A 22855-nucleotide genomic window follows, 5' to 3' on the forward strand; every position below is an offset into this window, starting at 1 on the left:
CGGGTCCTCGACCGCCTCGAACCGCGCTCGACCTGATTCACTCACCGTGACAGGTTAGGCGGAGCGCCCGACCGGTTCGGACAACCCCCGGGGTGAGTGTCGGCACGATCGTTTCCGGATGGACGCGCGGATCTGCGGTGGCCGGCCCCACTGAGCCGTTACCGTCGAGGCAGCGCACCTCCATGGATGAGGCACTTTTCTCTCGCCGGAACCGGAACCGATGAATGCTGACGAGATCGGACAAGGCGCCCGCAAGGTGGGCGATTCGGAACTTGCCACGCGCGCATTGATCGCGTCGGTCGCGGACCTGTCGATCACGAGGCACTCCGAGATCACGCGGTACATGTACGAGCGGATTTCGACCGAGATCGAGGTGATGGCCCAGGACCGGCCGACACGTCGTGCCCTCGAAAAAGCAGCCGAGGACGGCGTCGTGGCCATCACGCATTTCCTTCGGGAGGGCCTCGAGGAGATCGAGATACCGGCGGCGTCCTATGCGCTGGTGCGGATGCTGGCTCGGCAGGGATTCCCCGTCTCGGTGGTGGATCGGAGCAATCGGCTCGCACAGGACAGCATCATGCGCTGGTGTCTCGAGACGTTGGCGGGACTGAGTGAGGATTCCGGAGTCGCGATGCAAGCCGGCGTCGCGATCCTGATGAGGCTTTCGGCCGGGATCGACGGCGTGTCCCAGACGTTGCTGGAGGTGTACGAGGCCGAGCGCGACACGTGGCTGCTCAACCGCAACGCCTCCCGCACGGCCCGGATCCAGGACATTCTGGCCGGTCGCCCCATCGAGGTGGGCGACGCCGAGCGCACCCTCGGGTACCGGCTCGGCCAGAACCATCTCGGTGTCATCGTCTGGAGCGACGATGTCGAGGTGGCGGGCGGCGATCGCTCCGGTACCGGATGGAACGGACTCGAACAGGCGGTGACGGCACTCGCCGAGCGCCTCGGCGCCCGCGGGCGGGTGTTGTTCGATCAGTTCGACGAGTACACCGCCCGGGCGTGGATACCACTCGGCACGGCCGGGCGGATAGACACCAGCGGATTGTCCGAGATAGTCGCGGCGTGGCAGCGGCCGGTCGGTGTCGCGATCGGTGCACCCCACGAGGGAATCGATGGATTCGTGCGGACGCACCGCCAAGCGGCGCAGGCCCGGGAGGTCGCGCTGACATCCGATCTGCCGGGGCCGCGGCTCGTCTCGATCGACGAGGTCGGCGCGGTGGCGCTGATGTGCACGAATCTCGACTGGGCACGTGCTTGGGTGGGGGATGTCCTCGGCCGGCTGGCGGTCGACGAACCCGCCGCCGCGCAACTGCGCCACACCGTGCGTGAGTTCCTGGCCAGCGGGGGAAGTTTCGTATCGACCGCCGACAGGCTGCATCTGCACCGGAACTCGGTCGCATATCGGATCAACAAGGCGGAGGAGCAGCTCGGGCGCAGTGTGCGCGAACACCGACTGGATCTCGAGAATGCGTTGGCCCTGTGTCACTGGCTCGGGCCCGCGGTGCTCGCCCCCGAGCCCGAGGCCTCCGCGTCGCCCGAGTGAGGCAACGCTTCTGTCGTCGTGTTCCGGAGAGTCCCACCGCCCCTTGCGGAGCAGTTCGGTCTGTCCGCACAGTGCGGACACGCGGCACCGGGTGCCAGAGAGAGACAGATCACTTCGCCGATGGGTGAAGCAGCAGGTCAGGCTGTTATTCGGACGCTTGTTCATGCGAATGCCGGGGATTCGAGCGGGCAGACCGAGCGGGCTGGGATTGTGCGCTGCGACCAGCTCGTCGGGTTATCTGTGTGCGCGCGTACCGATGCCGGAGCACCTGCGGCGACCTACCCTTCAAGTGGGGCTTGATGATCGGAGCCACGTCATCGGCCCAGAGAAATCTCGCCCCCTGTCCGTGGTGGACAGTCCTTGTGGCTCGGACATTCTTCGTTGACGGAAGGACCATCATGGCACCCCACGCGACGCAGAAATGTATGGCGATCCGCCGCTGCGGCAACTGCAAGACCTTGCTCTCGCCCGACGCCGTGCGCTGCCCGTCGTGCCGCTGCGCAAACCTCGAACCTGCGCACTGCTCCGGTACCGGCTCCATCGTGTCCTCGAAGGTCGTGGAGCCGATCGAAGGCGGCCCGGAGGAGGAACCCCCGGTCACCCTCGCAATTGTCGAACTCGACGACGGGCCGTGGGTCTATTCGAAGATCGAAGGTGAGTTCCCCGAGCGTGCCGACGAGCCGGTGCGGGTCGAGTTCCAGTCGACGGCCGGTGGGGACGGCTTCCCGGTGTTCGGAGTCTGCGCCGCCTGAAGGCGCCGTCTCACTCTCGATCGTCGATCGCCGTGACCTCGATCTCTACGAGCACCCCGGGCTCGTAGAGCATCTCGACCCCGATCAGCGACGCCGGGGGCATCGGGTCGGGCAGGTCGATCTCGGCGGCCACTGCCTGCACACCGGCCATGAGCGCTTCGATCTTCTCCGGACGCCAATCGGTGACGTAGAACGTCATGCGCACGACGTCACGAAAGCTCGTCCCGGCTCCGTCCAGCCCTCGGGCGGCATTGCGCAGGGCCTGGGACACCTGACCGGCCAGATCCGTCGGAACGGGTGAGCCGTCGGGCATATGCGCGACCTGGCCGGCGACGTGGACCTGCCGGGTGCCGGTCGCGACCGCGACGTGATGATAGGGGGCATTCGGCAGCATGCCTTCGGGACTGGACAAGGTGACGGGCACGGATTGCTCCTCGGCTCTCGAATCGGACGGCTCTTGCCGGATTGGTATCCGATTTATACTTGGTATCGGAAAGTCACTTCAAGGAAACCAGGTTTCATGTCGGATACCGCCGATCACGATCTGCTCGCCGTCGCTGCCCATCGAGAGCTCTTGGGGCAGGTGCTCGACAAGTGGTCCGCGAGCGTGCTCACCGAACTGTGCGAGGCCCCGCGTCGCTTCAACGAATTGCGCCGCGCCATTCCTGACGTCACGCAGAAGTCCCTGACCAACACGCTGCGAAGACTCGAACGCAACGGGATCATCGAACGCCGAGTGGTGAGCACCCGACCGATCGCAGTCGAGTACCGCATCACTCCACTCGGAAAGACGGTGCGCGAACCGATGGACGCCCTGCTGCTGTGGGCGTCGACGAATCTCCCCCGTATCGAGGAGGCTCGGCGCAGATTCGACGAGGCTTCCGATGAATGATCGCGATCAGTCCTCGGCCACGGGACGACGGTCGGCGGCGCACGGGGTTTCCGGGCGCAATGTCGAGCAGTCGCTACTCGTCCGCGGGGCAGATGGTCACTCGGACATCTACGCCCGACGCGACCGCACCTTCCATGCCGACCAGGCTGCTGTCACGAGGATCGCGCCGGCGAGGGAGCCGATGATCCCGCTAGGACGTAGTTCGAGTCCGTCACCTGCGAGAAGATCAACATTGCGCGTGTTCAGGCCGCGATAGTCACAGCCACAGGCCTTCAGTGAACCGATCACGGCTGTGTGAGCCGCCGCCGTGTGGGGGTGAACAGCGCCTGTCCTCCGAAGTCCGCCCTCCGACTTCATCCCGACGACACCAGTCGTTCGTTCCGTGCCCGCGAAGGGCGTTCCCGGCGACGGTCGGATTCGGAGGTTCCGCCCCAGATCCCGTGACGTTCGCGGGCTTCCAATGCGTAGTCCCGGCACGGAATCCGGACGGGACACGATGTGCAGATCTGTTTCGCCATCCATTCGCGACGCTGCCGCGTCCCGCGGGATTCGTCGTCCGAGGGGAAGAAGATCGAGGGATCGATGAGACGACAGTCGGCGCGCGACTGCCACTGTTGCAGTTCCGCGTCCGGGCTGTTGCCGAATGGGGAGAAAAAGGGGGTTGTTCTCATGGGTCTCGTCCGGTGGCCGAAGTGAAGGGGTGTCGTCCGGTGTCAGCCCGCGTCGGTGCGCGAGCGGACACCGGACGGGATGGTCAGTGCATGTGGCTGCCGCCGTTGACGTCGACGGTCGTGCCGGTCAGGTACGCGGCGTCCTCCGAGGACAGGAACGTGATGACCGAGGCCACCTCACGGGTGGTGGCGGTGCGTCCGAGCGGAACGTCGCGGCAGATGGCAGCTTCCTGCTCCGGGGTGCTGCCGACGCGGATACTGGTGTCGACCGCGCCGGGAGTGACGGCGTTGACGGTGACGCCACAGTCGCCGAGCTCGCGGGCGAGCGACTTGGTGAAGCCGAGTACGGCGGCCTTCGCGGACGAGTAGGGAACCTTTCCGAAGACCCCGCCACCACGCTGGGCGGAGACGGACGACATGTTCACGATGCGCCCCCAGCCGTTCTCGATCATGCCCGGCAGAAATGCTCGGGTCACGAGATAGGTGCCGGTGGCGTTGACGGCAATCACCTTGTTCCACAGTTCCAGACTCGTCTCGAGGAACGGCACCGGCGAGGTGATGCCGGCGATGTTCGCGACCGCTCCCACGGCCGGGAGGTTGCCCGCGGAGACCTCTGCGGCGACGGCGTCGCGCGCGAACTGCACCGATCCCTCGTCGGCCACATCGATCTCGTGTCCGAAGGACGGGACGGAGTACTTGCTGCCGATCTCGGCAGCGACCTTGGCGGATTTCTCGCCGTCGAGATCGAGGACGACGACGGCCCATCCGTCCTCGGCGTAGCGGCGAGCGGTGGCGAGGCCGATGCCGCGCTCGGAGGTGGCTCCGGTGACGACTGCGGTGCGTTGGATCGAGGACATGAGTTTCTCCTTGGAAGATCGGGTCAGGGGAGCACGCGTGACGGATCGAGCTGCCCGAGAGGTGCTTTGGGGTCGCTCGGGGTCGGTGATGTCGCGGGTCTCGAGTTCGAGGGCGAAGTGCCCGGTGTACCGCGGGCGTCGAGGGCGGATTCGGACCATAGGTGGCGGAAGCTGATCGTCGAGCAGCCGAGCCGATCGTGGAACACGGCAACCTCCTGGAAGGTGATGCCGACCACGCTAGCCGCGTTTACTGTTAACAGTCAACCGTTATCGACTGACAGTTGACAGGATGGGGTGGCGGCGCTCACACTGGGTTCACTGTTGACAGTCGACATCTTCTTTCCTCGTCGCACCAGCGGCCGTATCCTCGGTCCGCAAGGAGAAATTCATGAGCACAGAAGCGCTCGAGATGCGAGGTCCCGTCGAGGGCACCAAGGACGCCAAACGCGTCGCGGTCGGTTCCTCTGTCGGCGCCGTCATCGAGACCTACGACTTCATCGGCTTCGGCACCGCCGCAGCGCTGTACTTCGGGACGGCCTTCTTCCCCAGCGGCGATCCCGTCATCGGTACTCTCGCCGCCTTCGCCACCCTCGGTGTCGGATTCGCCGCACGACCTCTCGGCGGGATCCTCGGTGGCCACCTCGGCGACAAGGTGGGGCGCAAGCCGGTACTCGTCGCCTCCCTGATCGTCATGGGCCTGGCGACCTTCGTCATCGGCCTCCTCCCGACCTACGGCCAGGTCGGTCTCATCGCACCGGCGCTGCTGGTGACCGTCCGCATCATCCAAGGACTTGCCTTCGGCGCCGAATGGGGCGGGGCCATCCTGATGAGTTACGAACATGCGCCGTGGAAATCGAAGGGCCGCTACACCGGCATCGTCCAGGCGGGATTCCCCGTCGGCCTGCTGTTGGCGAACCTCGTGTTCCTGTTCAGCGTCCACCTCGGAGGCGACTGGGCGTGGCGGGTGCCGTTCCTCGCGAGCATCGTCCTCGTCGCGGTGGGGCTGATCATCCGGTCCAAGGTGCCCGAGTCCCCGGTCTTCGAGGATGTCAAGGACAGCGGTGAGATCGCTGCTTCCCCGGTCCTCGATTCCATCAAGAAGGACTGGCGCGACATCCTCCGTGGCATCGGTCTGCGTGTGGCCGAAACCGCCGGCTACGCCGTGTCGATCACCTACATGATCTCCTACCTGCACGAGAACGACCTCGCCGGGAAGTCGGAAACCCTGCTGGGGCTGTGCGTGGCCTCGGCGATCGGCATCTTCTCCACGGTCGGCTGGGCCACGCTGACCGACCGGATCGGCCGCCGGACCGTGTATCTCGGGGTCTGCGCGTTCGCCGCTCTCTTCGGCGTGCCGATGTTCCTCCTGGTCAACACCGGCATGTTCGTGCTGATCCTCGCCACCGTGGTGATCGCGTACGCCGTCTGCCAGAACGCCCTCGCCGGAGCGCAAGGTGCCTGGTTCCCCGAACTGTTCCGAGCGGCGCGCCGCGCCTCGGGAGCGTCGCTGGCCTACCAGATCTCGGCGATGGTCTCCGGGTTCACCCCGTTCATCACCGCGCTGCTCTACTTCGCCATCGGCTGGCTCGGCCCGGCTCTGTTGTTCAGCTTCTTCGGCCTCGTCGGTCTCGTCTGCGCCCTCGTCACCCGTGAGACCTGGGGGCCGACCGAGCGCCGCCTCGCCGATCAGGCCACCCGGTCGAACTCACACCCTTCCGATAGCTCCGACGGCCCCCTGGCTGGTGGGACCGCCGCGGCATCGAGCACCAAGGAAAAGGAACTTCTGTGACCACCACAGCGCATCCCCGTCCCGACATCACGCTGCCTCGGAACGAGCGACTCGCCGCCATCGACGAATTCGCTTACCGACTCCGACACGACGTCATCGACATGGGCCAGGAACAGGGGCAAGGCTACGTCGGTCAGGCGCTCGGTGCCGCCGACATCCTCGCCACCGTCTACGGAGACCATCTGCGCTTCCGCGCCGACGATCCGCACTGGGACGGCCGCGACCGATTCCTCCTGTCGACCGGCCACTACGCCATCGGCCTGTACGCGGCGCTCGCGGAGGCCGGGATCATCTCCCGCGACGAGTTGCTCACCTACGGCGCGGACGACTCGCGCCTGCCGATGTCGGGTATGTCGACCTATACCCCCGGCATGGAGATCTCGGGCGGTTCGCTCGGCCACGGCCTTCCGATCGCCGTCGGCATGGCACTGGGCCTGCGTCACCAGAATTCGCCGGCACGAATCTTCAATTTCCTGTCCGACGGCGAACTCGACGAAGGGTCGACCTGGGAAGCGGCCATGAGCGCGCACCACCACCGGCTCGGCAACCTCATCGCGATGGTCGACATCAACGCACTGCAGGCGGACGGTGCCACCAGCGGGGTGCTGAGCACCGAACCGGTCCACGCCAAGTGGACGGCCTGCGGGTGGCGCACCTACCGGGTCGACGGCAACGACACCGGTGCTCTACTCGACGCCTTCGATACGGCGGTCGCCGGTGCAGCTCCGGCCGGATCCCCGGCGATCGTCCTATGCGACACCCGCGTCGGCAAGGGCGTTCCGCTGCTCGAGACGCGGGAGAAGGCGCACTTCATGCGCATCGACGAAGACGAATGGCAGATCTGCCGCGACCAGCTGACCGCCGGCCACAACCGCGAGGACGTCCGATGACCACTACCGCTCCCAAGCTCAAGACCTCGGCGATGATCGCCTCGTTCGTCGACCCGGGCCAGCGGACAACCGCCGCGCCGTTCGGCCACGCGCTGGTCGCGGCGGCCCAGGAGGACGATCGGATCGTCGGCCTGTCCGCAGATCTCGCCAAGTACACCGACATGCACATCTTCGCCGACGCCTTCCCGGACCGGTTCTTCCAGATCGGCATGGCCGAGCAGCTGCTCCTCGGCGCTGCGGCCGGCATGGCCGAGACCGGCCTGATCCCGTTCGCGTCGACGTATTCGGTGTTCGCCGCGCGACGGGCGTACGACTTCCTGTGCCTGGACATCGCCGAACCGAACCTCAACGTCAACATCGTCGGTGGGCTGCCCGGCCTGACCACCGGTTACGGTCCCAGCCACCAGGCCACCGAGGACATCGCCATCTTCCGCGGCATGCCCAATCTGACGATCGTCGACCCGTGCGACTCGATCGACATCGAACAGGCCGTGCCGCAGCTCGCCGCGAGTGATGGACCCACCTATCTCCGTCTGCTCCGGGGCAAGGTCGCTACCGTCCTCGATGAGTACGACTACCGCTTCGAACTCGGAAAGGCGAAGGTGCTGCGAGGCGGAAAGGACGTCGTGTTCGTCACCAGCGGCCTGATGACGATGCGGGCGTTGCAGGCGGCGGACGTGCTGGCGACCCACCACGTAGAAGTCGGGGTGGTCCACACGCCCACGATCAAACCGTTCGACGCGGCCACTGTCCTGGCGGAGATCGACACCGACCGACTGGCAGTCACCCTCGAGAACCACACCGTGGTGGGTGGGCTCTTCGAGACCGTCGCTGCCGCGGTTGTCGGGGCGGGACTGGGGAAGAGGGTCGTTCCCATCGGTCTGCCCGACCGGTTCCTCGATGCCGGCGCGCTGCCGACCCTGCACGATCGCTACGGATTGAGCACGGACCGGGTGGTCGCGCGGGTGCTCGACGAACTCGGCTGAGCGACACGCTGTACGGGTCCTGCACCGGAGCCGGTGCGGGCCCGTATCATTGTCGACAGACTGTTGTCGACAGTCGGCCGCTAACACCTGGAGGCAACTCATGGCTGCTCAACCCGCTGCGCTGCTGGGGCTCGAGAGGACCAGCCTGCGTGAGCAGGCCGTCACCGCCCTGCGCACCGCGATCACGAGCGGCGCTCTCGCCCCGAGCAGTCCCCTCGTCGAAACCGAGCTGTCCGAGATGCTCCAGATCAGCCGGGGAACCCTGCGCGAGGCGATGCGCCAACTGCAGCAGGAAGGCCTGATCTCTGCCGGCGCCCGTGGTCGCCTCTACGTTCGGCACCTCGACGCCAAGGAGATCCGCGACATCTTCGCCGTGCGTGCGGCGCTGGAGGCGCTCGCCGTCCGCGACCTCGCCGAACGGGCCGACCGGGCTTCGGTGATCCCGGCCCTGCGCGAATCCCTCGAAGTCATGGCGCACGCCGAGAACGATCTCGAAGCGCGCATCGAGTCCGACCTGAACTTCCATCGACTGCTCTGCCGTCTCACCGGCAACGAAACGCTGATGCACTCGTGGCAGTCGCTCGAGGGATCGATCCGCATGTCCATCATGTTCGCCGGTCTGGAGAAAGCCGTCGGAAACATGGACGTCGGGCGTCACAGTGCCATCGTCGACGCCATCGAAACCGGCGACTCCGACGAAGCGGCATCGGCGGTGCGTTCTCATATGTCCTGGGCTGCAAGTAATCTCGTGTCGTGACGTGGTTGTCATAGGGTGACGACTCCTGCCTGCGAACGTCGAATAGGGCAGGATGGTGGCCATGCAGACCACACCCCTGACCTTCGAGCTCTCCGTCGTCGTCGCCGCCACCCCGGACGAGGTGTACGCCCTCGTCTCCGATGTCACCCGCACCGGTGAATGGTCGCCCGTCTGCGCGGAATGCTGGTGGGACGAAGGGCAGGGTCCCGAGGTCGGTTCCTACTTCACCGGGCGGAACGTCACTCCCGAGCGCACCTGGGAGACACGGTCGGAGGTCGTCGTCGCGTCTCCGGGCCGCGAGTTCGCGTGGTCGGTCGGTCCCGGCCTGGTGCGCTGGAGCTACGTCATCAAGCCCGCAGACGCCGGGACGGAGCTGACGGAGACCTGGGAGTTCACCGAGGCGGGACTGAAGTTCTTCCACGAGCGGTTCGGCGCCGACGCACCCCGCGAGATCGACGCGAGGGAACGGGCAGCCCGCATTGGCATTCCCGCGACACTCGACGCGATCAAGCACATCCTCGAGGCCTGACGCCGGGCACCCCGTCCGCCTCCCCTTTCCACGGTATCGCGCAGGTGGGGGCTTGCCGCAAGGCCCACACACGGGCTCATACTGCCCGTTCGGTGCCGACGAGAGGGGCGGGGCGTGCACGAGGTGATAATCGTCGGCTGTGGGCCGACCGGACTGATGCTGGCGGGGGAGTTGCGCCTGGCCGGGGCGGACGTCGTCGTTCTCGAACGGCGCCGATCCCGAGAACTGACTGGTTCGCGTGGGGGCGGGATCCATGCCCGCACGATCGAATTACTCGATCAGCGGGGGATCGTCGACCGCTTCCTCGCCGAAGGAAGGCCGGTGCACACGGCCACATTCGGTGGCACCGGGCTGGACTCGAGTCGCCTGCCGACACGCCACCCCTACACCTTGGCGCTGTTCCAGAACCACATCGAACGGCTGCTCACGGGCTGGGTCGAGGAACTAGGAGGCCCGATCCGGCGGGGTGAGGAGGTCGTAGGCATCGCGGCCGACGCCGACGCGGTGGAAGTTCTTCTCGCCTCCGGGGACTCGCTGCGGGCCCGGTACGTGGTGGGTGCGGACGGTGGTCGCAGCGTCGTGCGCCGCGAAGCCGGAATCGGATTCGTGGGCCCGGATGCAACGCGCAGCAGTCTGATTGCCGAGGTGCAGGTGACCGAGGAATTGCCGACGGACGCGAAGATCGACGAGCGCGGCGTTCACGGGCTGTATCCGATGGGGGAGGGCCGGGCGCGGGTCGTGGTGACCGAAGCGGAGCTGGGTCCCGCCAATGCGCCCACTCTGCAGGATCTACGGCGAGAGCTGGTCCACGTGTTCGGCACGGACTTCGGCGTGCACGACCCCACCTGGTTGTCACGGTTCACCGACGCGACGAGGCAGGCGACGGCATATCGCGTGGGTCGGGTGCTGCTCGCGGGCGACTCGGCGCACGTGCATTCACCGACCGGGGGACTGGGGATCGGCTTGGGTATCCAGGACGCCGTCAACCTGGGCTGGAAGCTCGGCCAGGTGGTACGCGGCGTGTCCGGGGACGAACTGCTCGACACCTACCACGCCGAGCGGCATCCGGCCGGAGCGCGAGCACTGAAATTCACGATGGCCCAATCCCTGTTCCAGAAGGCGGATCCGAGACAGGAAGCCCTCCGAGACCTGCTCGACGAGGTTCTTCGCGTGGACGACGCGGGCACGCCGGTCGCCGCGTTGATCTCCGGTCTGGACGTGGCCTACGACCTCGGCGCGGGACCTCCGCTGCTGGGGCGGCGGATGCCGGACCTCGACATTGTCGTCCCCGATGGGCCGACGCGCGTGTTCGAACTGATGCACCGAGCCCGACCGGCGGTGCTGCAGTTCGGCGGGCAGCCGTTGAGCCTCGGCGCCTGGTCCGAGGCCGTCGATCGCGTCCCGGCGAGATATGACGGGCCCTGGGAGCTGCCCGTACTCGGCGCGGTGGACGCTCCGGCCGCCGTCCTCGTGCGGCCCGACGGGCACGTGGCGTGGGTGGGAGAGGGGTCGGCGGACGGGCTCAGCGACGCGCTGTCGAGGTGGTGCGGCGTCGTGGGTGGAACGCGCCGGAAGGGTTCCCTTTAGCTCGGGCGGCGAATTCTCGCGCGCCGAACCGTCCTTCGCGCTCCCTGTAGCTACGGCGAAGAACGGTTCGGCGCGCAAGGATCAGAAGAGGGGTGAGCCCGACGCTCAGACTGTCTGCAAGAACGGATAGTCGGTGTATCCCTCGGCGCCGGAGGCGTAGAACAGTTCCGGGCGCGGAGCATTCTCCGGCTGTCCGTTCCGCCACCGCTCGGCGAGATCGGGATTGGCCAGCACTGCGCGACCCACCGCTACGGCGTCCGCGTGTGACTCCTCGATCAGTTGCACGGCCTCCTCGCGAGTGGTCGGAGTACCGAAGCCGCTGTTGGCGATCATCTTGCCGCCGAACCGGTTCCGCAGTTCCTGCACGAGATCACCGGTGGGCTCCTTGTGCAGGACGGACAGATACGCCAATCCGGAGGGGCGCAGGGCGTCGACGAGTGCACCGTAGACGGCTCGGACGTCCTCGCGATCTGTCTCGAGCGCGTCCTGGATGTTGTGCTCGGGAGAGATGCGCAACCCGACGCGTCCGGCGCCGACGGCGTCGGCCACTGCCTTCACGACCTCGACCACCAGCCGGATCCGGTTCTCCACCGAACCGCCGTATTCGTCGTCCCGCCTGTTCGACGTAGGGCAGAGGAATTCGTGCAGCAGATAGCCGTTGGCGCTGTGGACCTCGACCCCGTCCAGTCCGGCTTCGACCGCGCGGCGCGCCGAGGCGACGAAGTCGTCCACTACGGATGCGATTTCATCGGTGGACAGCGCGTGGGGCACCGGATAGGGCTGCTTGCCGTCCGTCGTGTGCACATCGCCGTCGATCGCGACGGCGCTCGGCCCGACGACGCGCCGGCCCCCGTTCACGTCCGGATGCGTGACCCGGCCGCCGTGCATCAGCTGCACGACGATGCGACCGCCGCGCTCGTGCACGGCGTCGGCCACACGCCGCCAGCCGGCGACCTGCTCGTCGGTGACGATCCCGGGCTGTCCGACGAAAGCCTGCGATTCGAAGTTCACGTAGGTGCCCTCGGCGATGATCAGGCCGACACTCGCCCGCTGACGATAGTGCTCGACGATGAGATCTCCTGGTATACCGGCCGAACCACCACGCAGGCGGGTCAGCGGGGCCATGACGATGCGGTTCGTGAGCTCGAGGTCGCCGAGGGCGACAGGCGTGAACAAGTCCATAGGGTGCGCAACGACATCCGGTCCCGACGGAATTCCTTGCGGCGCCAGGATTGTGGGATGGGTCACCAGCGGTCGTCGGAGGACGCCAACCGGTCCGACCAATCCTCGAGCCGGTCGACGAACTCCTGCGGCGACGCTCGGATCACTCGTCCACCCGACATGCCCACGGCGATCACTGCCCAGTCCATGCTGTCGGCATCGATCTCGACCCGGCACCGATCGGCATCGAGAGCGACCACTTCCGCCCACTGTCCGATCTTTCTGCGTACCTCGTGATCCGACGCCGCGAGCTCGGCACTGACCTTCACAGTGGAACGGCTGCGGATTCCACCTTCGACGAAGGCTGCGGCGTCGTCACCGGGCAGCTCCCGTGGCCGGAACCGGACGCCCGTAGCCGCGGTCTCGTTCATCCGATCCAACCGGAAGCTGCGCCAATTACCGCGGTCGAGGTCGTATCCCACCAGATACCAGCGTCGACCCAGGGACACGAGCTGTCGCGGTTCCACTCGCCGCCTGGACCCCGTCCCGTCGGCCGCGGTGTATTCGAACACGATCCGCTCGTCGTCCCGGCATGCCCGTGCGACCGTCACCAGTTGCCTCGAATCGGTGGCGCGGCTCGCCCAAGGGATATCGGCGGAGACGGTGGCTGCGTCCAGTGCCTCGACCTGTCGACGGAGCCGTGGAGGCATCACCTGGATGACCTTGGCCAATGCCCGCACCGAGATCTCGGCAATCCCCGCAATGGAGGTCTGAGCCGCGGTGAGAAGCCCTACGGCGAGGGCGACGGCTTCGTCGTCGTCGAGGGCGAGTGGCGGCAGCGACGCTCCGGGCGCGAGCTGATAGCCCCCGCCGACCCCGCGATCCGAGCGCACGGGATAGCCGAGGTCGCGCAGACGCTCGACGTCGCGACGTAACGTGCGCAGCGAGACACCCATCCGTTCGGCGAGTTCCGCGCCGAGCCAGTAGCGATGGGTCTGCAGCAGTGACAGCAGTCGCAAGGTTCGCGAACTCGTTCCGGACACGAACATATTCTCGCGCACGATCCGATCGATAAGTGACAGAAACTGGCACCAATGGTTCGTAGCGTGGTTCTGACCGGATCACGACGACGAAGGAGCATCCGATGTCCGACTCCACCGCAACCGAGAATGCCGAGGCGACCCTCACCCAGGAACGACTCGACCTGCTGTCGAGCTTGGCTCATGCGCGGCACTTCCTGCGTTTCACCGCCCGCGATCTCACGACCGAGCAGGCATCGGAACGAACCACCGCGAGCCTCCTGACCATCGGAGGTCTCATCAAGCACGTCACCGAGGTCGAAAAGGGATGGGCGGAATTCCTCGTGGTCGGCGCCGCCTACATGGAGAAGGACTTCACCGAGTGGACCGAGGAGGATTTCGCCGAGCGGGACAAGGACTTCCAACTGCAACCCGGCGAATCCCTGGACGGAGCCCTGCGCGCCTACGAGGAGGTCGCGGCGCGGACCGACGAGTTGGTCCGCACGCTGCCGTCGCTGGACGCCGTCCACGAACTTCCGAAGGCTCCGTGGAACATCGACGAGGCATGGTCGGTCCGGCGGGCCCTGCTCCACATCGTCGCGGAGACGGCACAGCACGCCGGTCACGCCGACATCATCCGCGAAAGCCTCGACGGGTCGAAGTCCATGGGATGAGAGAGGACGTCCCCTATCGCCGGCCGGTGTCCTTCATCAACTCGGCGAGCTCGGTGCGGTCGGACACGTCGAGTTTGGTGCACGCCCGATAGATGTGGCCTTCGACGGTCCGAACGGACACCACGAGGCGGTCGGCGATCTGCCGATTGGACAGTCCGGCGGTGACCATGGCGGCGATCTCGCGCTCCCGGCTGGTCAGGGGCAGCGGTCGGGCAGCTTCGTCCAGTGCCGGGGACGATGCATGGTCGCAGCGGACGGCCAGGGCCTCCGCAGCCGCTGCGGCCTCGACCGAACGCCGGGTGTCTCCGTGGGTGCGGTACGCGAGCGCGGCTCGGGCGTGGGCATCGGCGGCGTCGGCGAGAACTCCGAGCGCTTCGAAGTTCGCCGCGGCGGCGGACAGGCCCGGACCGTCCGTGTCGGCGCAGGCAGCCGCATGCGCGGCGGCGATCGGTACGAAGCGGCCGTCGCACTGCTCGGCGAGAGCGGCCAGTCGTGCCGTGGTCGTGCGATCGCCGAATCGGGTCGCCGCGTGCAGAGCGATCGCTTCTATACCGAGCTGACCGCATCGGCTCGCAGTCTCCGCTGCCGCGCGGGCAAGGGTGATCGCGTTCGTGGTTTCACCGCGGGCTGCGGCGAGCCACGCCTCCGAGATCTGCAACTGTGGCCCGAAGACCGCCGCATGGCGACCACTACGTGATTTCGCCTGTTCCAGTGCCTCACCGGCCTCGTTGACACGACCGAGGACGGCGTATCCCTGAGTGAGGGCGATGTAGGCGGGCACATTCCAGGAGACGGCCGCCGCGCGGTCGTCCACATGCAACGCTGCGACGGCCTGCTCGAGGCGGTGCACCGCGTGGACGAATCGGCCCCGAGCGGTGTCGACGATGCCGAGAAGGATGTTCGCCAGACCCCAGGGCAGATACTTCCCCGTGGAGGTGAGACTTGCGTGCGTGTCGGCGGGCGCCCGAGCCGCGTCTTCCCGGTAGGACTCGGCCCGCCGCCCGGCTTCGTCGAGATTTCCTGTCAGGATCAGCGCAAGAACTTCTCCCAACCCGGCCGGATAACGGAGCAATCTGTCGACCTGGTCGGCGATGGCGGCGCTGCGCGCAGCCATCGCCGGAACCTCGTTGCCGCGTCCCAGGACCGCCAGCGCGAGTCCACCGCCGAAGCACGCCCACTCGACGGCCCACGGTAGCGCCGGCTCGGTGGCCAGGATGCGGTGTGCCGTGGCCACGGCGTCGTGGGGACGGCCCTCGTAGACCGCGCAGCCACAGTCGATCGCATCGATCACGAGGCGAAGATGCGGGCGGGTGACCAGTTCGCGCAGGGTGCCGAGCACTTGCTGCGCTTCCGCTGCGTCGCCCATGGCCCAGAACAGATTCGACACACGCGTCGTCCCCCACCGCACGAGTTCGCTCTCGTCGAGGTCGTGGGGGTCGAAGGATGCGAGAACGGATTCGACCTCGCTGATCGCGCCGAGCCACACCAACGCCCTCGCCAGAAGGTCGGCTGCCGAGAATTCGCCCGTGGCGTCGAACGCCGCGCGTGCGAGTCGCGCGGCCAGAGGTGCGTCGCCCAGCGCTATCGCGTCGTGTGCGGCTTTCCCGAGTAGTTCGGGCTCCACAGGGTGGTTGCTGTCGAGGGAGAGTTCGGCCAGTCGGATCCGCTCGGCGGGACTCCGTTGCACGCGCGAACCGAGCGCTTCCACGAGTTGACCGCGGATCCTGCGACCCGCGACACGGCCGACGCGTCGGCGCACCACTTCGCCGAACAACGGATGGGTATAGCGCACACGGAAACCGCGGTCGTCGTCGACGACGTCGATCAATCCACGTCGTTCGGCCTCCTCGACCGCCTCGTCGCCGGCGAGACCACAGAGGATCTCCAGGTCGAGCGGTTCGCAGAACGCCAGAAGCTGCAGCGCCTGCAGCACCTCGGGCGCGAGGTGATCGATGCGGTGTTCGAGGAGGGAAGCGAGTTCGGAGGTGACAGCGGTGCTGCCGCGAAGCTGCCACACGTTGCCGGAACGGCGAAGTGCACCCGCTTCACGGGTGCCGACTACGAGATGGTGCACGAACAGGGCATTTCCACCCGAGGCACTCCAGATCAGGTCGGCACTCAACTCTTCCAGAGGGCCGCCGAGCACGTTCTCGACGAGTTCGATGCATTGCTGCCGGGTGAACGGCGTCAGTTCCAGCCGGACGAGATGCCTGTCCTTCCACAGGGAGGTGATGGCGTCCGGGACGACCTCGCCGTTCCGCACTGTGGCGACGATGTGAACAGCGCGGTCGAGCGCGAGCTGGTGAAGGAAAGTAGCCGACAGCGGATCGAGCAGGTGCGCGTCGTCGACACCGAGGACGAGGCGCGCGCGATCGGGAGCGTGCTCGTGCAGAAGCGCTTGCCGTGCGGCGGCGAGGAAGGCTACGGGGTCGCGTGCCGAGGGAGTCTCGATGAGGTGTGCGAACGCCCCGAGAGGGATGCTGCGAGCGGATTCGGTTCCTGCGATCCAGCGCACCGGGGCGGACAGCGAATCGGTTGCCATGCGGGCCAGGGTGGTCTTTCCGACTCCGGGATCGCCGGTGAGGACGACACCGCCTCCGTCGGGATCGGCGAGAGCCGCGACGATGATTTCGAGTTCCCCCCGTCGCTGAATCAGTGGCCAGCGCTGATCCATGAATTCGATCGTATAACTGCACGGTGCGGATATCTCCGGGTTGGAAATATGCCGGCTCACTGCAGTCGCGGATCGAGTAATCGACTACGCGCGACTGCCGTGAAGTTCTTCGCGACGATTGATTCGTCGAGAAATCCCGGACCCCGACGCAACGGAAGGAGCACGTGATGACCACCTTGTCGGAACCGTTCTTCAGCTGGACGTCACGGCGCATCGACCTCACCGCTGCCGGGGATTCGTCCGCAGTGACCACGGAACTCGACGAATCGCTCCGATGCGGCCCTCGAAAGGCCCGTCTGCTGGCCGTGAGGGATCCGGAGAGCGAGACGCAGTACGTGGCATTGCTGGTGGGGGAGGTCTCCGGAAGCGACGATGTCACCGTCCGCGAGGTCGACGAGGAGCGACTGCTGGTCGAAGCGGGCCGGGCGTCGGACGAGCCCGAGATCTTGTTGGCAGTTGCGCCCGGCCCGGCTAGCGGATCGGCCGTCGAAGGAGATATCGAGCGCGAAGTGTTCGTGGACGGCCCGATTCGATCACTGATCATCCGCAGCGGGGCGCGGTCGATCGTGGTCGATTGGTATCACGAGGACCGTCCGCGCGTGCATCGAATTTCGTGAACGAAGAATTGTCCGGTACGTACCTGTTCTTCCCGGAATCGGCTCGCGTGTACTTCCGGGTGAAGTCCTCGGGTCGCCGGCGGCCGCAACTACGTAGCAGCTGCAGCTACGTATCATGGAGAAACGGTGAGGCCGACTTTTCGATGCCCTCCGATCCAACCGCGACTCGTCACGACGGTTTGCGACGAATTCCGAAACCGCGGCGCCCCCGATTCCGAACGACTGGACCGAGACAATGGGACCTTCGACCGACCAAGCCTCGGGCAAGCTCGACCGCAGCGTCATCGTCACCGGGCTGGTGATCGTGGCCGGCATGGTCATGGTCGTTCTCGACACCACCATCGTCAACGTTGCCCTGGAATCGCTGAGCACCGAACTCGACTCGGCCCTGTCCACCACGCAGTGGGTTGTCACCGGTTATCTGCTGTCGGTGGCGATCGTCATCCCCATCACCGGCTGGGCGATGGACCGCTTCGGACAGAAGCCGGTCTGGATCACCGCAGTGAGCCTGTTCGTTGTCGGGTCTGCCCTCTGCGCCGCCTCCTGGTCCATCGAAAGCCTGATCGTCTTCCGCATCGTCCAAGGCCTCGGCGGGGGAATGCTGATTCCCGGTGGTCAAGCGATCATCACCAGAACCGCCGGTCCGCAGCGTCTCGGCCGTGCGATGGCGATCCTCGGAGTTCCGATGCTGCTGGGACCGGTGTTCGGTCCGGTGATCGGCGGGCTGCTGGTCGAGTACACCAGTTGGCACTGGATCTTCCTCGTCAACGTGCCCGTCGGCATCGTCGCCGTGTCGCTGGCGGTGTGGAAATTGCCGCACGGTGACGGTCTGCCCGAACGCCGTCGGCTCGACGTGCGTGGCCTGATCCTGCTTTCGGGAAGTCTCGTCTGCCTGCTCTACGGCCTCTCCCGTGTCGGCTCCCAGGGCGGGTTCACGGGCTGGAGCGTGTTCGGATGGCTCTTGGCCGGTGTTGCCGGCCTGGCCTTCTATACGTGGCACAGTCTTCGTTGGGGATCGGAGTCGATCATCGACGTCCGACTGCTCACCGACAGGCTTTTCGGCAGCGGGTCGATCGCGGTGTTCCTCGTCGGCATCGGCCTGTTCGGTGGCATGCTCCTGCTGCCGCTGTACTACCAGACAGCCCGGGGTGAGGGAGCGTTGGCGGCAGGTCTGCTGCTTGCTCCGCAGGGGCTGGGCGCGATCACCGCGATGGTGATCGGGGGAAGACTCACCGACCGCATCGGAGCCGGCTACGTCGTGCCGGTCGGTGTCGTGCTGGCCCTGATCGGGACTCTGCCGTTCACCCGCTTGGACGTCGACACCTCGTATCTCTGGCTGACCGTGGCGCTGTTCGTGCGGGGTATGGGCCTGGGTTCGGTGATGATGCCGACGATGGCCGCCGCATACACGAACCTCCCGAAGGAAGCCGTGACGCGTGCCGCGCCGACATTGTCGGCGATCCAGCAGATCGGGGCGTCGCTCGGCAGCGCGGTTGTGGTGACGGCGTTGACTCAGCACTTCGCACACGAACTCACCGGCCAGGGAATTGCCGCAGGGGGCAGCGGCACCGACCGGATCAACTCCATTTCGCCGGAGGCCATGTCCGTCGTGGGTCCGTTGCTGACCGACTCGTTCGGCTACGCGTTCTGGGTCACCTTCGCGCTGACCGCACTGATCATGATTCCGGCCTTGTTCCTGCCCCGGCACCGCAGCCGGGACCGTGACGCCGAGCCGACCGTTGCCGGCATCTGAGATCCGGTGGCAGGCATCGACATGAGAAGTATCGGTTCGAGTGGTGCTGTCTCCGGTTGACGGTCGGTTCGTGTGGTGATCGTTCGCGTCAGGTTGCTGCTGCGCGTGATGGCCGGTTCGTCGCCAGGCGCGTGAGTCGGTTCCGTGCCCGCTCGAGCGTGGTCACGCGTTCGGAGGTGGCAGCCTGGGGTGGACGATCAAGCCACCGGTGCCGCTATCGGTGCTGGTGCTGGGGGCGTGCGGGTGGTCGAGGGGTCCGACATCACAGGAATGCGCAGGCCGTAGTTTTGGTTGACCACCTTGACTTGACCTACTTGACTCGGAATCATCGAAGTATGAGCACTCCATTGAAGAAGGTCGTCGATGACCAGCTGGACGCCAGTGGCATGGCGGCGGAGCAGCTCAACGACGACGACGCGCGGTATGTGGCCGATCGGGTACGGAGCGTGCTGTCCAGCCTCAAAGCGCGCCGAGCCTGGGAAAAGCACATCGGCCCGATCCTGACCCATCGTCAGACTCTCGAAGTGACCGGCTGGTCGAAGCAGGCCCTCAGCCAAGCGGTCAAGGACAAGCGCGTGCTGCGTCTGAGTGCAGAAGACGGCAGCGCCGGCTACTGGTCGGATGGATTCACCGAGACAGATCGCGGCTACCGGCCGATCACCGGGATCAAAGATGTCCTCGCTGTCTGGGCGGCCTCTGACGTCAACCCGTGGACGATCGCATCGTGGATGTCGAGCACACAGCCCGAACTCGGTGGCCGTGCCCCTCGACAGGCCCTGCTCGACGGCGACATCACCGACGTCGAGAACCTCGCCCGCCAAGCATCGGAGCGGCTTGCTTCGTGAACGCTCCCCGCGCACAACAACATCTCGAGGCGCCCCCCGTCCCCGGAGCAACTCCGGGGACGGTTCCCTGAAACCGTCTTCCTCGCCGGCGCGACGGCCTACCGCAGCCACGCCGCACAGCGGGGGCCATGGTGGTTCAGCAACAACGGCGGGGGCCGTTTCGACCTCTCCGGACCCGAGGGAACCTGCTATACCGCCGAAGCAGCGCTCATCACGCTGCTGGAAGCGTGGAGTGGCATCGGCGTCATTCCCCGGCCGGAGCTTGCCGGCCGGGACATCTCGGAGGTGAGCGTCCGGAGGGATCTGCGCCTCGCCGACGCGACCTCGAACCGGGCGATCCAGTTCGGAGTGACCTCCGAGCTGTTCACCACCACCGACTATGCGCTGACCCAGCAATGGGCGCAGGCACTACGCGATGCCGGATTCGACGGTATCCGGTACTGGGCGCGGCACGACCTGCGTCACGTCCACGCGTGCCTCGCGGTGTTCGCGGCCAGCGGTGATCGGACCGGCACCGTGCTCGAGCCAACAGATTTCACGGTGCTCGGCACGGAGAACCTGCTCGATCGCCCGGATCTGTGGGACGCACTGGAAGACGAGACGGGGATCGTGGTCCTCGATATCCCCGGCAGCCTCTGATCCTTTTTGCTTCTCGGAAGTGGTGCAGGCGCCTCGGCAGCGAAGTCGTCAGGGCTGATCAGAAGGCGGTAATCCGGCCGAGAAAGTGTTTCACTGCGTGGGAGACAGGCGTGGCGACGGGTGAAGGTGGACACACATTCCCCATCTTTCGGCCATGAGAGGTGCCTCATGCCGTGCCGGTCCGACGTTCGAAGTGTCGCGTTGGTCGCTGCCGCGACCGTCGCCGGTGGCGGTGTCCTGCTCGAGGTTCCCGCCGTCGCACATGCTGCCCTGATGAATTGCGTGTCGACGTTCAGCCTGTTCTTTCCATTGCGCGCGAACCGAATCGGCGTCGGGATCGACACATCGAGGGTGCCGACCCGGGTATCGAAGCCCCGATGCCGGTAGCCATGGCGGGTGTCGATCCGTTCGCCGGAACGCTGGCCGTAGGGTCATTCAGCTGCGGCTCGTACACCATCTCCATAGACGCAACCTCGTGTCTGGGCTGCTCACGCGGTCTCGGTCTGAAGGGCGGGGCCGAGGAGGAGTCCGCCGTCGATGACGTACTCCGACCCCGTGATGAACGATGCGTCCGAGGACGTGAGGAACAGGAGAAGCCGGGTGACGTCGATCGGCTCTCCGAGCCGGGGGATGGCGAACGGCTCGGGGGAGTAGAAGTCGGCGATCGCTGTGGTGGCGCCGGCTGCTGGTTTCTGGATGAAGGGGGTCGCGATCACGCCGGGATGGATGGTGTTCACGCGGATATGGTCCCGGCCGAGCTCGAGCGCTGCCGTTCGGGTGAGACCTCGCACGGCCCACTTACTGGCGACGTACGGCGCGTAGTGCGCCGTACCGCCCAAGCCCATGGTCGAGGCGATGTTGACGATGGCACCCCCTGTTGCGCGGCGCAGAGCGGGGGCGGCGACCTTGATGCCGAGGAAGGTCCCTGTGAGATTGATGCCGAGGATGCGGGACCACGTGCCATGGTCCGTGTGCTCGATCGGGGCGGGCGGGTTCTGGACGCCCGCGTTGTTGACGAGCACGTTCAGGGCGCCGAATGTGCTCTCGGCGGCCGAGACCGCGGCGGACCACGAACTTTCGTCGGTGACGTCGAGGTGGGTGAAGTGAGCGCGGGTCCCGAGTTCGTCGGCGAGAGCGGCGCCGCGGTCGGCGTCGATGCCGCCGATCACGACGTTCGCTCCCTCCGCGTGATAGGCGCGTACGTGGCTCGATCCCTGGCCACCGGTTCCACCGGTGACGAGCACGGTTTGGTTGTCGAAGCGGTTCATCGGATGTTCCTTCGGTGTGTGGGTGACTGCTCGAGATGTTCGGCGATAGGTCGCGGCCGGTGGTGAGTCGATCCACTCACCACTTCCTGACGCTAGGCCGGTGACAATGGTGAGTCAAGCCACTCACCTCGTATGCTCGGCTCATGAGCAGGACCCCGACGACGTATCACCAGCGCATCGCCCAGGAAAAACGCGCGCTGATCCTGACGGCCGCGACCGCACTGTTTCTCGAGTTGGGCTACGACCGGACGTCGCTGGCGCGGATCGCAGAACGCTCGGGCGTTTCGCGGGCCACCTTGTTCAAGCAGTTCCCGAGCAAAGCTGCCCTGTTCGAGGCCATCGTCACCGAGTCCTGGTCGACCGCTGACGAGGAGGATGCTCCGCAAGTAGGCAACATCGTCGACGGGCTCAGCGTCATCGGGCGCCACTACGCCGAGCTGTTGTGCCGGCCCCAGATGACCGACCTGTTCCGAATCGTCATCGCCGAACTGCCGCGATTCCCGGAACTCGCCGATGCGCAGTTCTCGCAAGGGAAAATGCCCTACTTCGAGTCCATACGCCGCTACCTCCTGGCTGAGCATGAGGCGGGAACGGTGCGGGTCGAGGATGTGGATCTCGCTGCCACTCAGTTCCTGGGCATGATCTCCAACTATGTCTTCTGGCCGACTCTCCTGGTGCCGGGTTGGAAGGTGAGCGCCGACCGCGTCGCTCAGGTGGTCGACGAGGCAGTCCGCACCATCGCCGCCCGGTACGCCGTCACCGGACCAGGGGAGTCCGCGAACAACTGAGTGGCGCCGCTACCGAGCGGCTGATGTTGTTCTCGAAATCCTGTCGCGTTGTGATGGACCGGTCCCGAGTTGCACCAGGTGAGCCGGTTTTCGGGGTAGTCCGGTGCGTCTGTGCAGGTAGCGGCGGTGCGTGTGCGGAAAATGGCACACTAACGGCT

At 66.3% G+C, this 22855-nt stretch carries 22 protein-coding genes and 2 pseudogenes; 15 read left to right on the forward strand and 9 right to left on the reverse strand.

The features are described 5' to 3' along the window. Positions 1–220 precede the first annotated feature (220 nt). A complete protein-coding gene (locus ABZ789_RS21235; protein WP_358428135.1) occupies positions 221–1549 on the forward strand; it encodes a helix-turn-helix domain-containing protein in 1329 nt (442 codons plus the stop codon). Between the two features lie 398 nt (positions 1550–1947). After that, entirely contained in the window at positions 1948–2301 is a 354-nt protein-coding gene (locus ABZ789_RS21240; RefSeq protein WP_358428138.1) for an OB-fold domain-containing protein, read from the forward strand. 10 nt (positions 2302–2311) lie between these two features. Here ABZ789_RS21240 and ABZ789_RS21245 read toward each other — a convergent pair whose 3' ends face one another. Then, on the reverse strand, positions 2312–2725 hold the full coding sequence (locus tag ABZ789_RS21245) for a RidA family protein (protein WP_358428141.1): 414 nt from the start codon (positions 2723–2725) through the stop codon (positions 2312–2314). A 96-nt stretch (positions 2726–2821) separates the two neighbouring features. Here ABZ789_RS21245 and ABZ789_RS21250 point away from each other — a divergent pair, with 96 nt between their 5' ends. Further along, on the forward strand, positions 2822–3193 hold the full coding sequence (locus ABZ789_RS21250; RefSeq protein WP_358428144.1) for a helix-turn-helix domain-containing protein: 372 nt from the start codon (positions 2822–2824) through the stop codon (positions 3191–3193). A 108-nt stretch (positions 3194–3301) separates the two neighbouring features. Here ABZ789_RS21250 and ABZ789_RS21255 read toward each other — a convergent pair. The 3 genes and pseudogenes from ABZ789_RS21255 to ABZ789_RS21265 all read right to left on the reverse strand — a co-directional run. Then, positions 3302–3424 (reverse strand): annotated as a pseudogene (locus ABZ789_RS21255) (GlsB/YeaQ/YmgE family stress response membrane protein); the annotation flags it as partial. A 122-nt stretch (positions 3425–3546) separates the two neighbouring features. After that, positions 3547–3864 (reverse strand): WhiB family transcriptional regulator, encoded by a 318-nt coding sequence (locus ABZ789_RS21260; protein ID WP_358428147.1) that lies wholly within the window; start codon positions 3862–3864, stop codon positions 3547–3549. 83 nt (positions 3865–3947) lie between these two features. Beyond that, entirely contained in the window at positions 3948–4721 is a 774-nt protein-coding gene (locus tag ABZ789_RS21265; protein ID WP_358428150.1) for an SDR family NAD(P)-dependent oxidoreductase, read from the reverse strand. Positions 4722–5109: 388 nt separating this feature from the next. On the opposite strand from ABZ789_RS21265, the gene ABZ789_RS21270 reads away from it, so the two are divergent. The 6 genes from ABZ789_RS21270 to ABZ789_RS21295 all read left to right on the forward strand — a co-directional run bounded on the left by ABZ789_RS21270 (position 5110) and on the right by ABZ789_RS21295 (position 11259). Continuing rightward, positions 5110–6510 (forward strand): MFS transporter, encoded by a 1401-nt coding sequence (locus ABZ789_RS21270; RefSeq protein WP_358428153.1) that lies wholly within the window; start codon positions 5110–5112, stop codon positions 6508–6510. Further along, the gene (locus tag ABZ789_RS21275; protein WP_358428156.1) at positions 6507–7400 is read left to right on the forward strand and encodes a transketolase; all 894 of its coding nucleotides are present in this window, start codon (positions 6507–6509) and stop codon (positions 7398–7400) included. The genes ABZ789_RS21270 and ABZ789_RS21275 overlap by 4 nt, the downstream gene beginning before the upstream one ends. Beyond that, positions 7397–8386, forward strand: coding sequence for a transketolase C-terminal domain-containing protein (locus ABZ789_RS21280; RefSeq protein WP_358428159.1), 990 nt, complete (start codon positions 7397–7399; stop codon positions 8384–8386). Before ABZ789_RS21275 ends, ABZ789_RS21280 begins: the two co-directional genes overlap by 4 nt. Before the next feature lie 100 nt (positions 8387–8486). Beyond that, entirely contained in the window at positions 8487–9143 is a 657-nt protein-coding gene (locus ABZ789_RS21285) for a GntR family transcriptional regulator (RefSeq protein WP_358428162.1), read from the forward strand. A 52-nt stretch (positions 9144–9195) separates the two neighbouring features. Continuing rightward, positions 9196–9672, forward strand: a complete 477-nt coding sequence (locus ABZ789_RS21290; protein ID WP_358428165.1) for an SRPBCC family protein — start codon at positions 9196–9198, stop codon at positions 9670–9672. Between the two features lie 114 nt (positions 9673–9786). Continuing rightward, positions 9787–11259, forward strand: a complete 1473-nt coding sequence (locus ABZ789_RS21295; protein WP_358428168.1) for an FAD-dependent monooxygenase — start codon at positions 9787–9789, stop codon at positions 11257–11259. A 105-nt stretch (positions 11260–11364) separates the two neighbouring features. On the opposite strand, the gene ABZ789_RS21300 is transcribed toward ABZ789_RS21295, so the two are convergent. Both ABZ789_RS21300 and ABZ789_RS21305 read right to left on the reverse strand, forming a co-directional pair. Further along, positions 11365–12441 (reverse strand): alkene reductase, encoded by a 1077-nt coding sequence (locus ABZ789_RS21300; protein ID WP_358428204.1) that lies wholly within the window; start codon positions 12439–12441, stop codon positions 11365–11367. 62 nt (positions 12442–12503) lie between these two features. After that, positions 12504–13469 (reverse strand): YafY family protein, encoded by a 966-nt coding sequence (locus tag ABZ789_RS21305; RefSeq protein WP_358428207.1) that lies wholly within the window; start codon positions 13467–13469, stop codon positions 12504–12506. 95 nt (positions 13470–13564) lie between these two features. Between ABZ789_RS21305 and ABZ789_RS21310 the strand changes: the two genes are divergently transcribed. Beyond that, entirely contained in the window at positions 13565–14113 is a 549-nt protein-coding gene (locus tag ABZ789_RS21310; RefSeq protein WP_358428171.1) for a DinB family protein, read from the forward strand. A gap of 13 nt (positions 14114–14126) precedes the next feature. Here ABZ789_RS21310 and ABZ789_RS21315 read toward each other — a convergent pair whose 3' ends face one another. Beyond that, positions 14127–16787 (reverse strand): LuxR C-terminal-related transcriptional regulator, encoded by a 2661-nt coding sequence (locus tag ABZ789_RS21315; protein WP_358428174.1) that lies wholly within the window; start codon positions 16785–16787, stop codon positions 14127–14129. A 167-nt stretch (positions 16788–16954) separates the two neighbouring features. Between ABZ789_RS21315 and ABZ789_RS21320 the strand changes: the two genes are divergently transcribed. From ABZ789_RS21320 to ABZ789_RS21335, 4 genes are all read left to right on the forward strand, one after another. After that, positions 16955–17404 carry a hypothetical protein gene (locus ABZ789_RS21320; RefSeq protein WP_358428177.1) on the forward strand — a complete coding sequence of 150 codons (450 nt, stop codon included), beginning with the start codon at positions 16955–16957 and terminating at the stop codon, positions 17402–17404. 235 nt (positions 17405–17639) lie between these two features. Next, positions 17640–19157, forward strand: coding sequence for a DHA2 family efflux MFS transporter permease subunit (locus ABZ789_RS21325; RefSeq protein ID WP_358428180.1), 1518 nt, complete (start codon positions 17640–17642; stop codon positions 19155–19157). A gap of 335 nt (positions 19158–19492) precedes the next feature. Then, the gene (locus tag ABZ789_RS21330; protein WP_358428183.1) at positions 19493–20002 is read left to right on the forward strand and encodes a hypothetical protein; all 510 of its coding nucleotides are present in this window, start codon (positions 19493–19495) and stop codon (positions 20000–20002) included. A gap of 21 nt (positions 20003–20023) precedes the next feature. Further along, positions 20024–20641 (forward strand): RES family NAD+ phosphorylase, encoded by a 618-nt coding sequence (locus tag ABZ789_RS21335; protein WP_358428210.1) that lies wholly within the window; start codon positions 20024–20026, stop codon positions 20639–20641. 332 nt (positions 20642–20973) lie between these two features. On the opposite strand, the pseudogene ABZ789_RS21340 reads toward ABZ789_RS21335, so the two are convergent. Together ABZ789_RS21340 and ABZ789_RS21345 are read right to left on the reverse strand one after the other, a co-directional pair. Then, positions 20974–21069, reverse strand: a pseudogene (locus tag ABZ789_RS21340) (transposase); the annotation flags it as partial. 60 nt (positions 21070–21129) lie between these two features. Next, on the reverse strand, positions 21130–21909 hold the full coding sequence (locus ABZ789_RS21345) for a glucose 1-dehydrogenase (RefSeq protein WP_358428186.1): 780 nt from the start codon (positions 21907–21909) through the stop codon (positions 21130–21132). Between the two features lie 143 nt (positions 21910–22052). Here ABZ789_RS21345 and ABZ789_RS21350 point away from each other — a divergent pair, with 143 nt between their 5' ends. Then, entirely contained in the window at positions 22053–22697 is a 645-nt protein-coding gene (locus ABZ789_RS21350; RefSeq protein WP_358428189.1) for a TetR/AcrR family transcriptional regulator, read from the forward strand. The last annotated feature ends 158 nt before the right edge of the window (positions 22698–22855 follow it).

Source organism: Rhodococcus sp. NPDC047139 (assembly GCF_040643435.1).
GTDB lineage: Bacteria > Actinomycetota > Actinomycetes > Mycobacteriales > Mycobacteriaceae > Rhodococcus.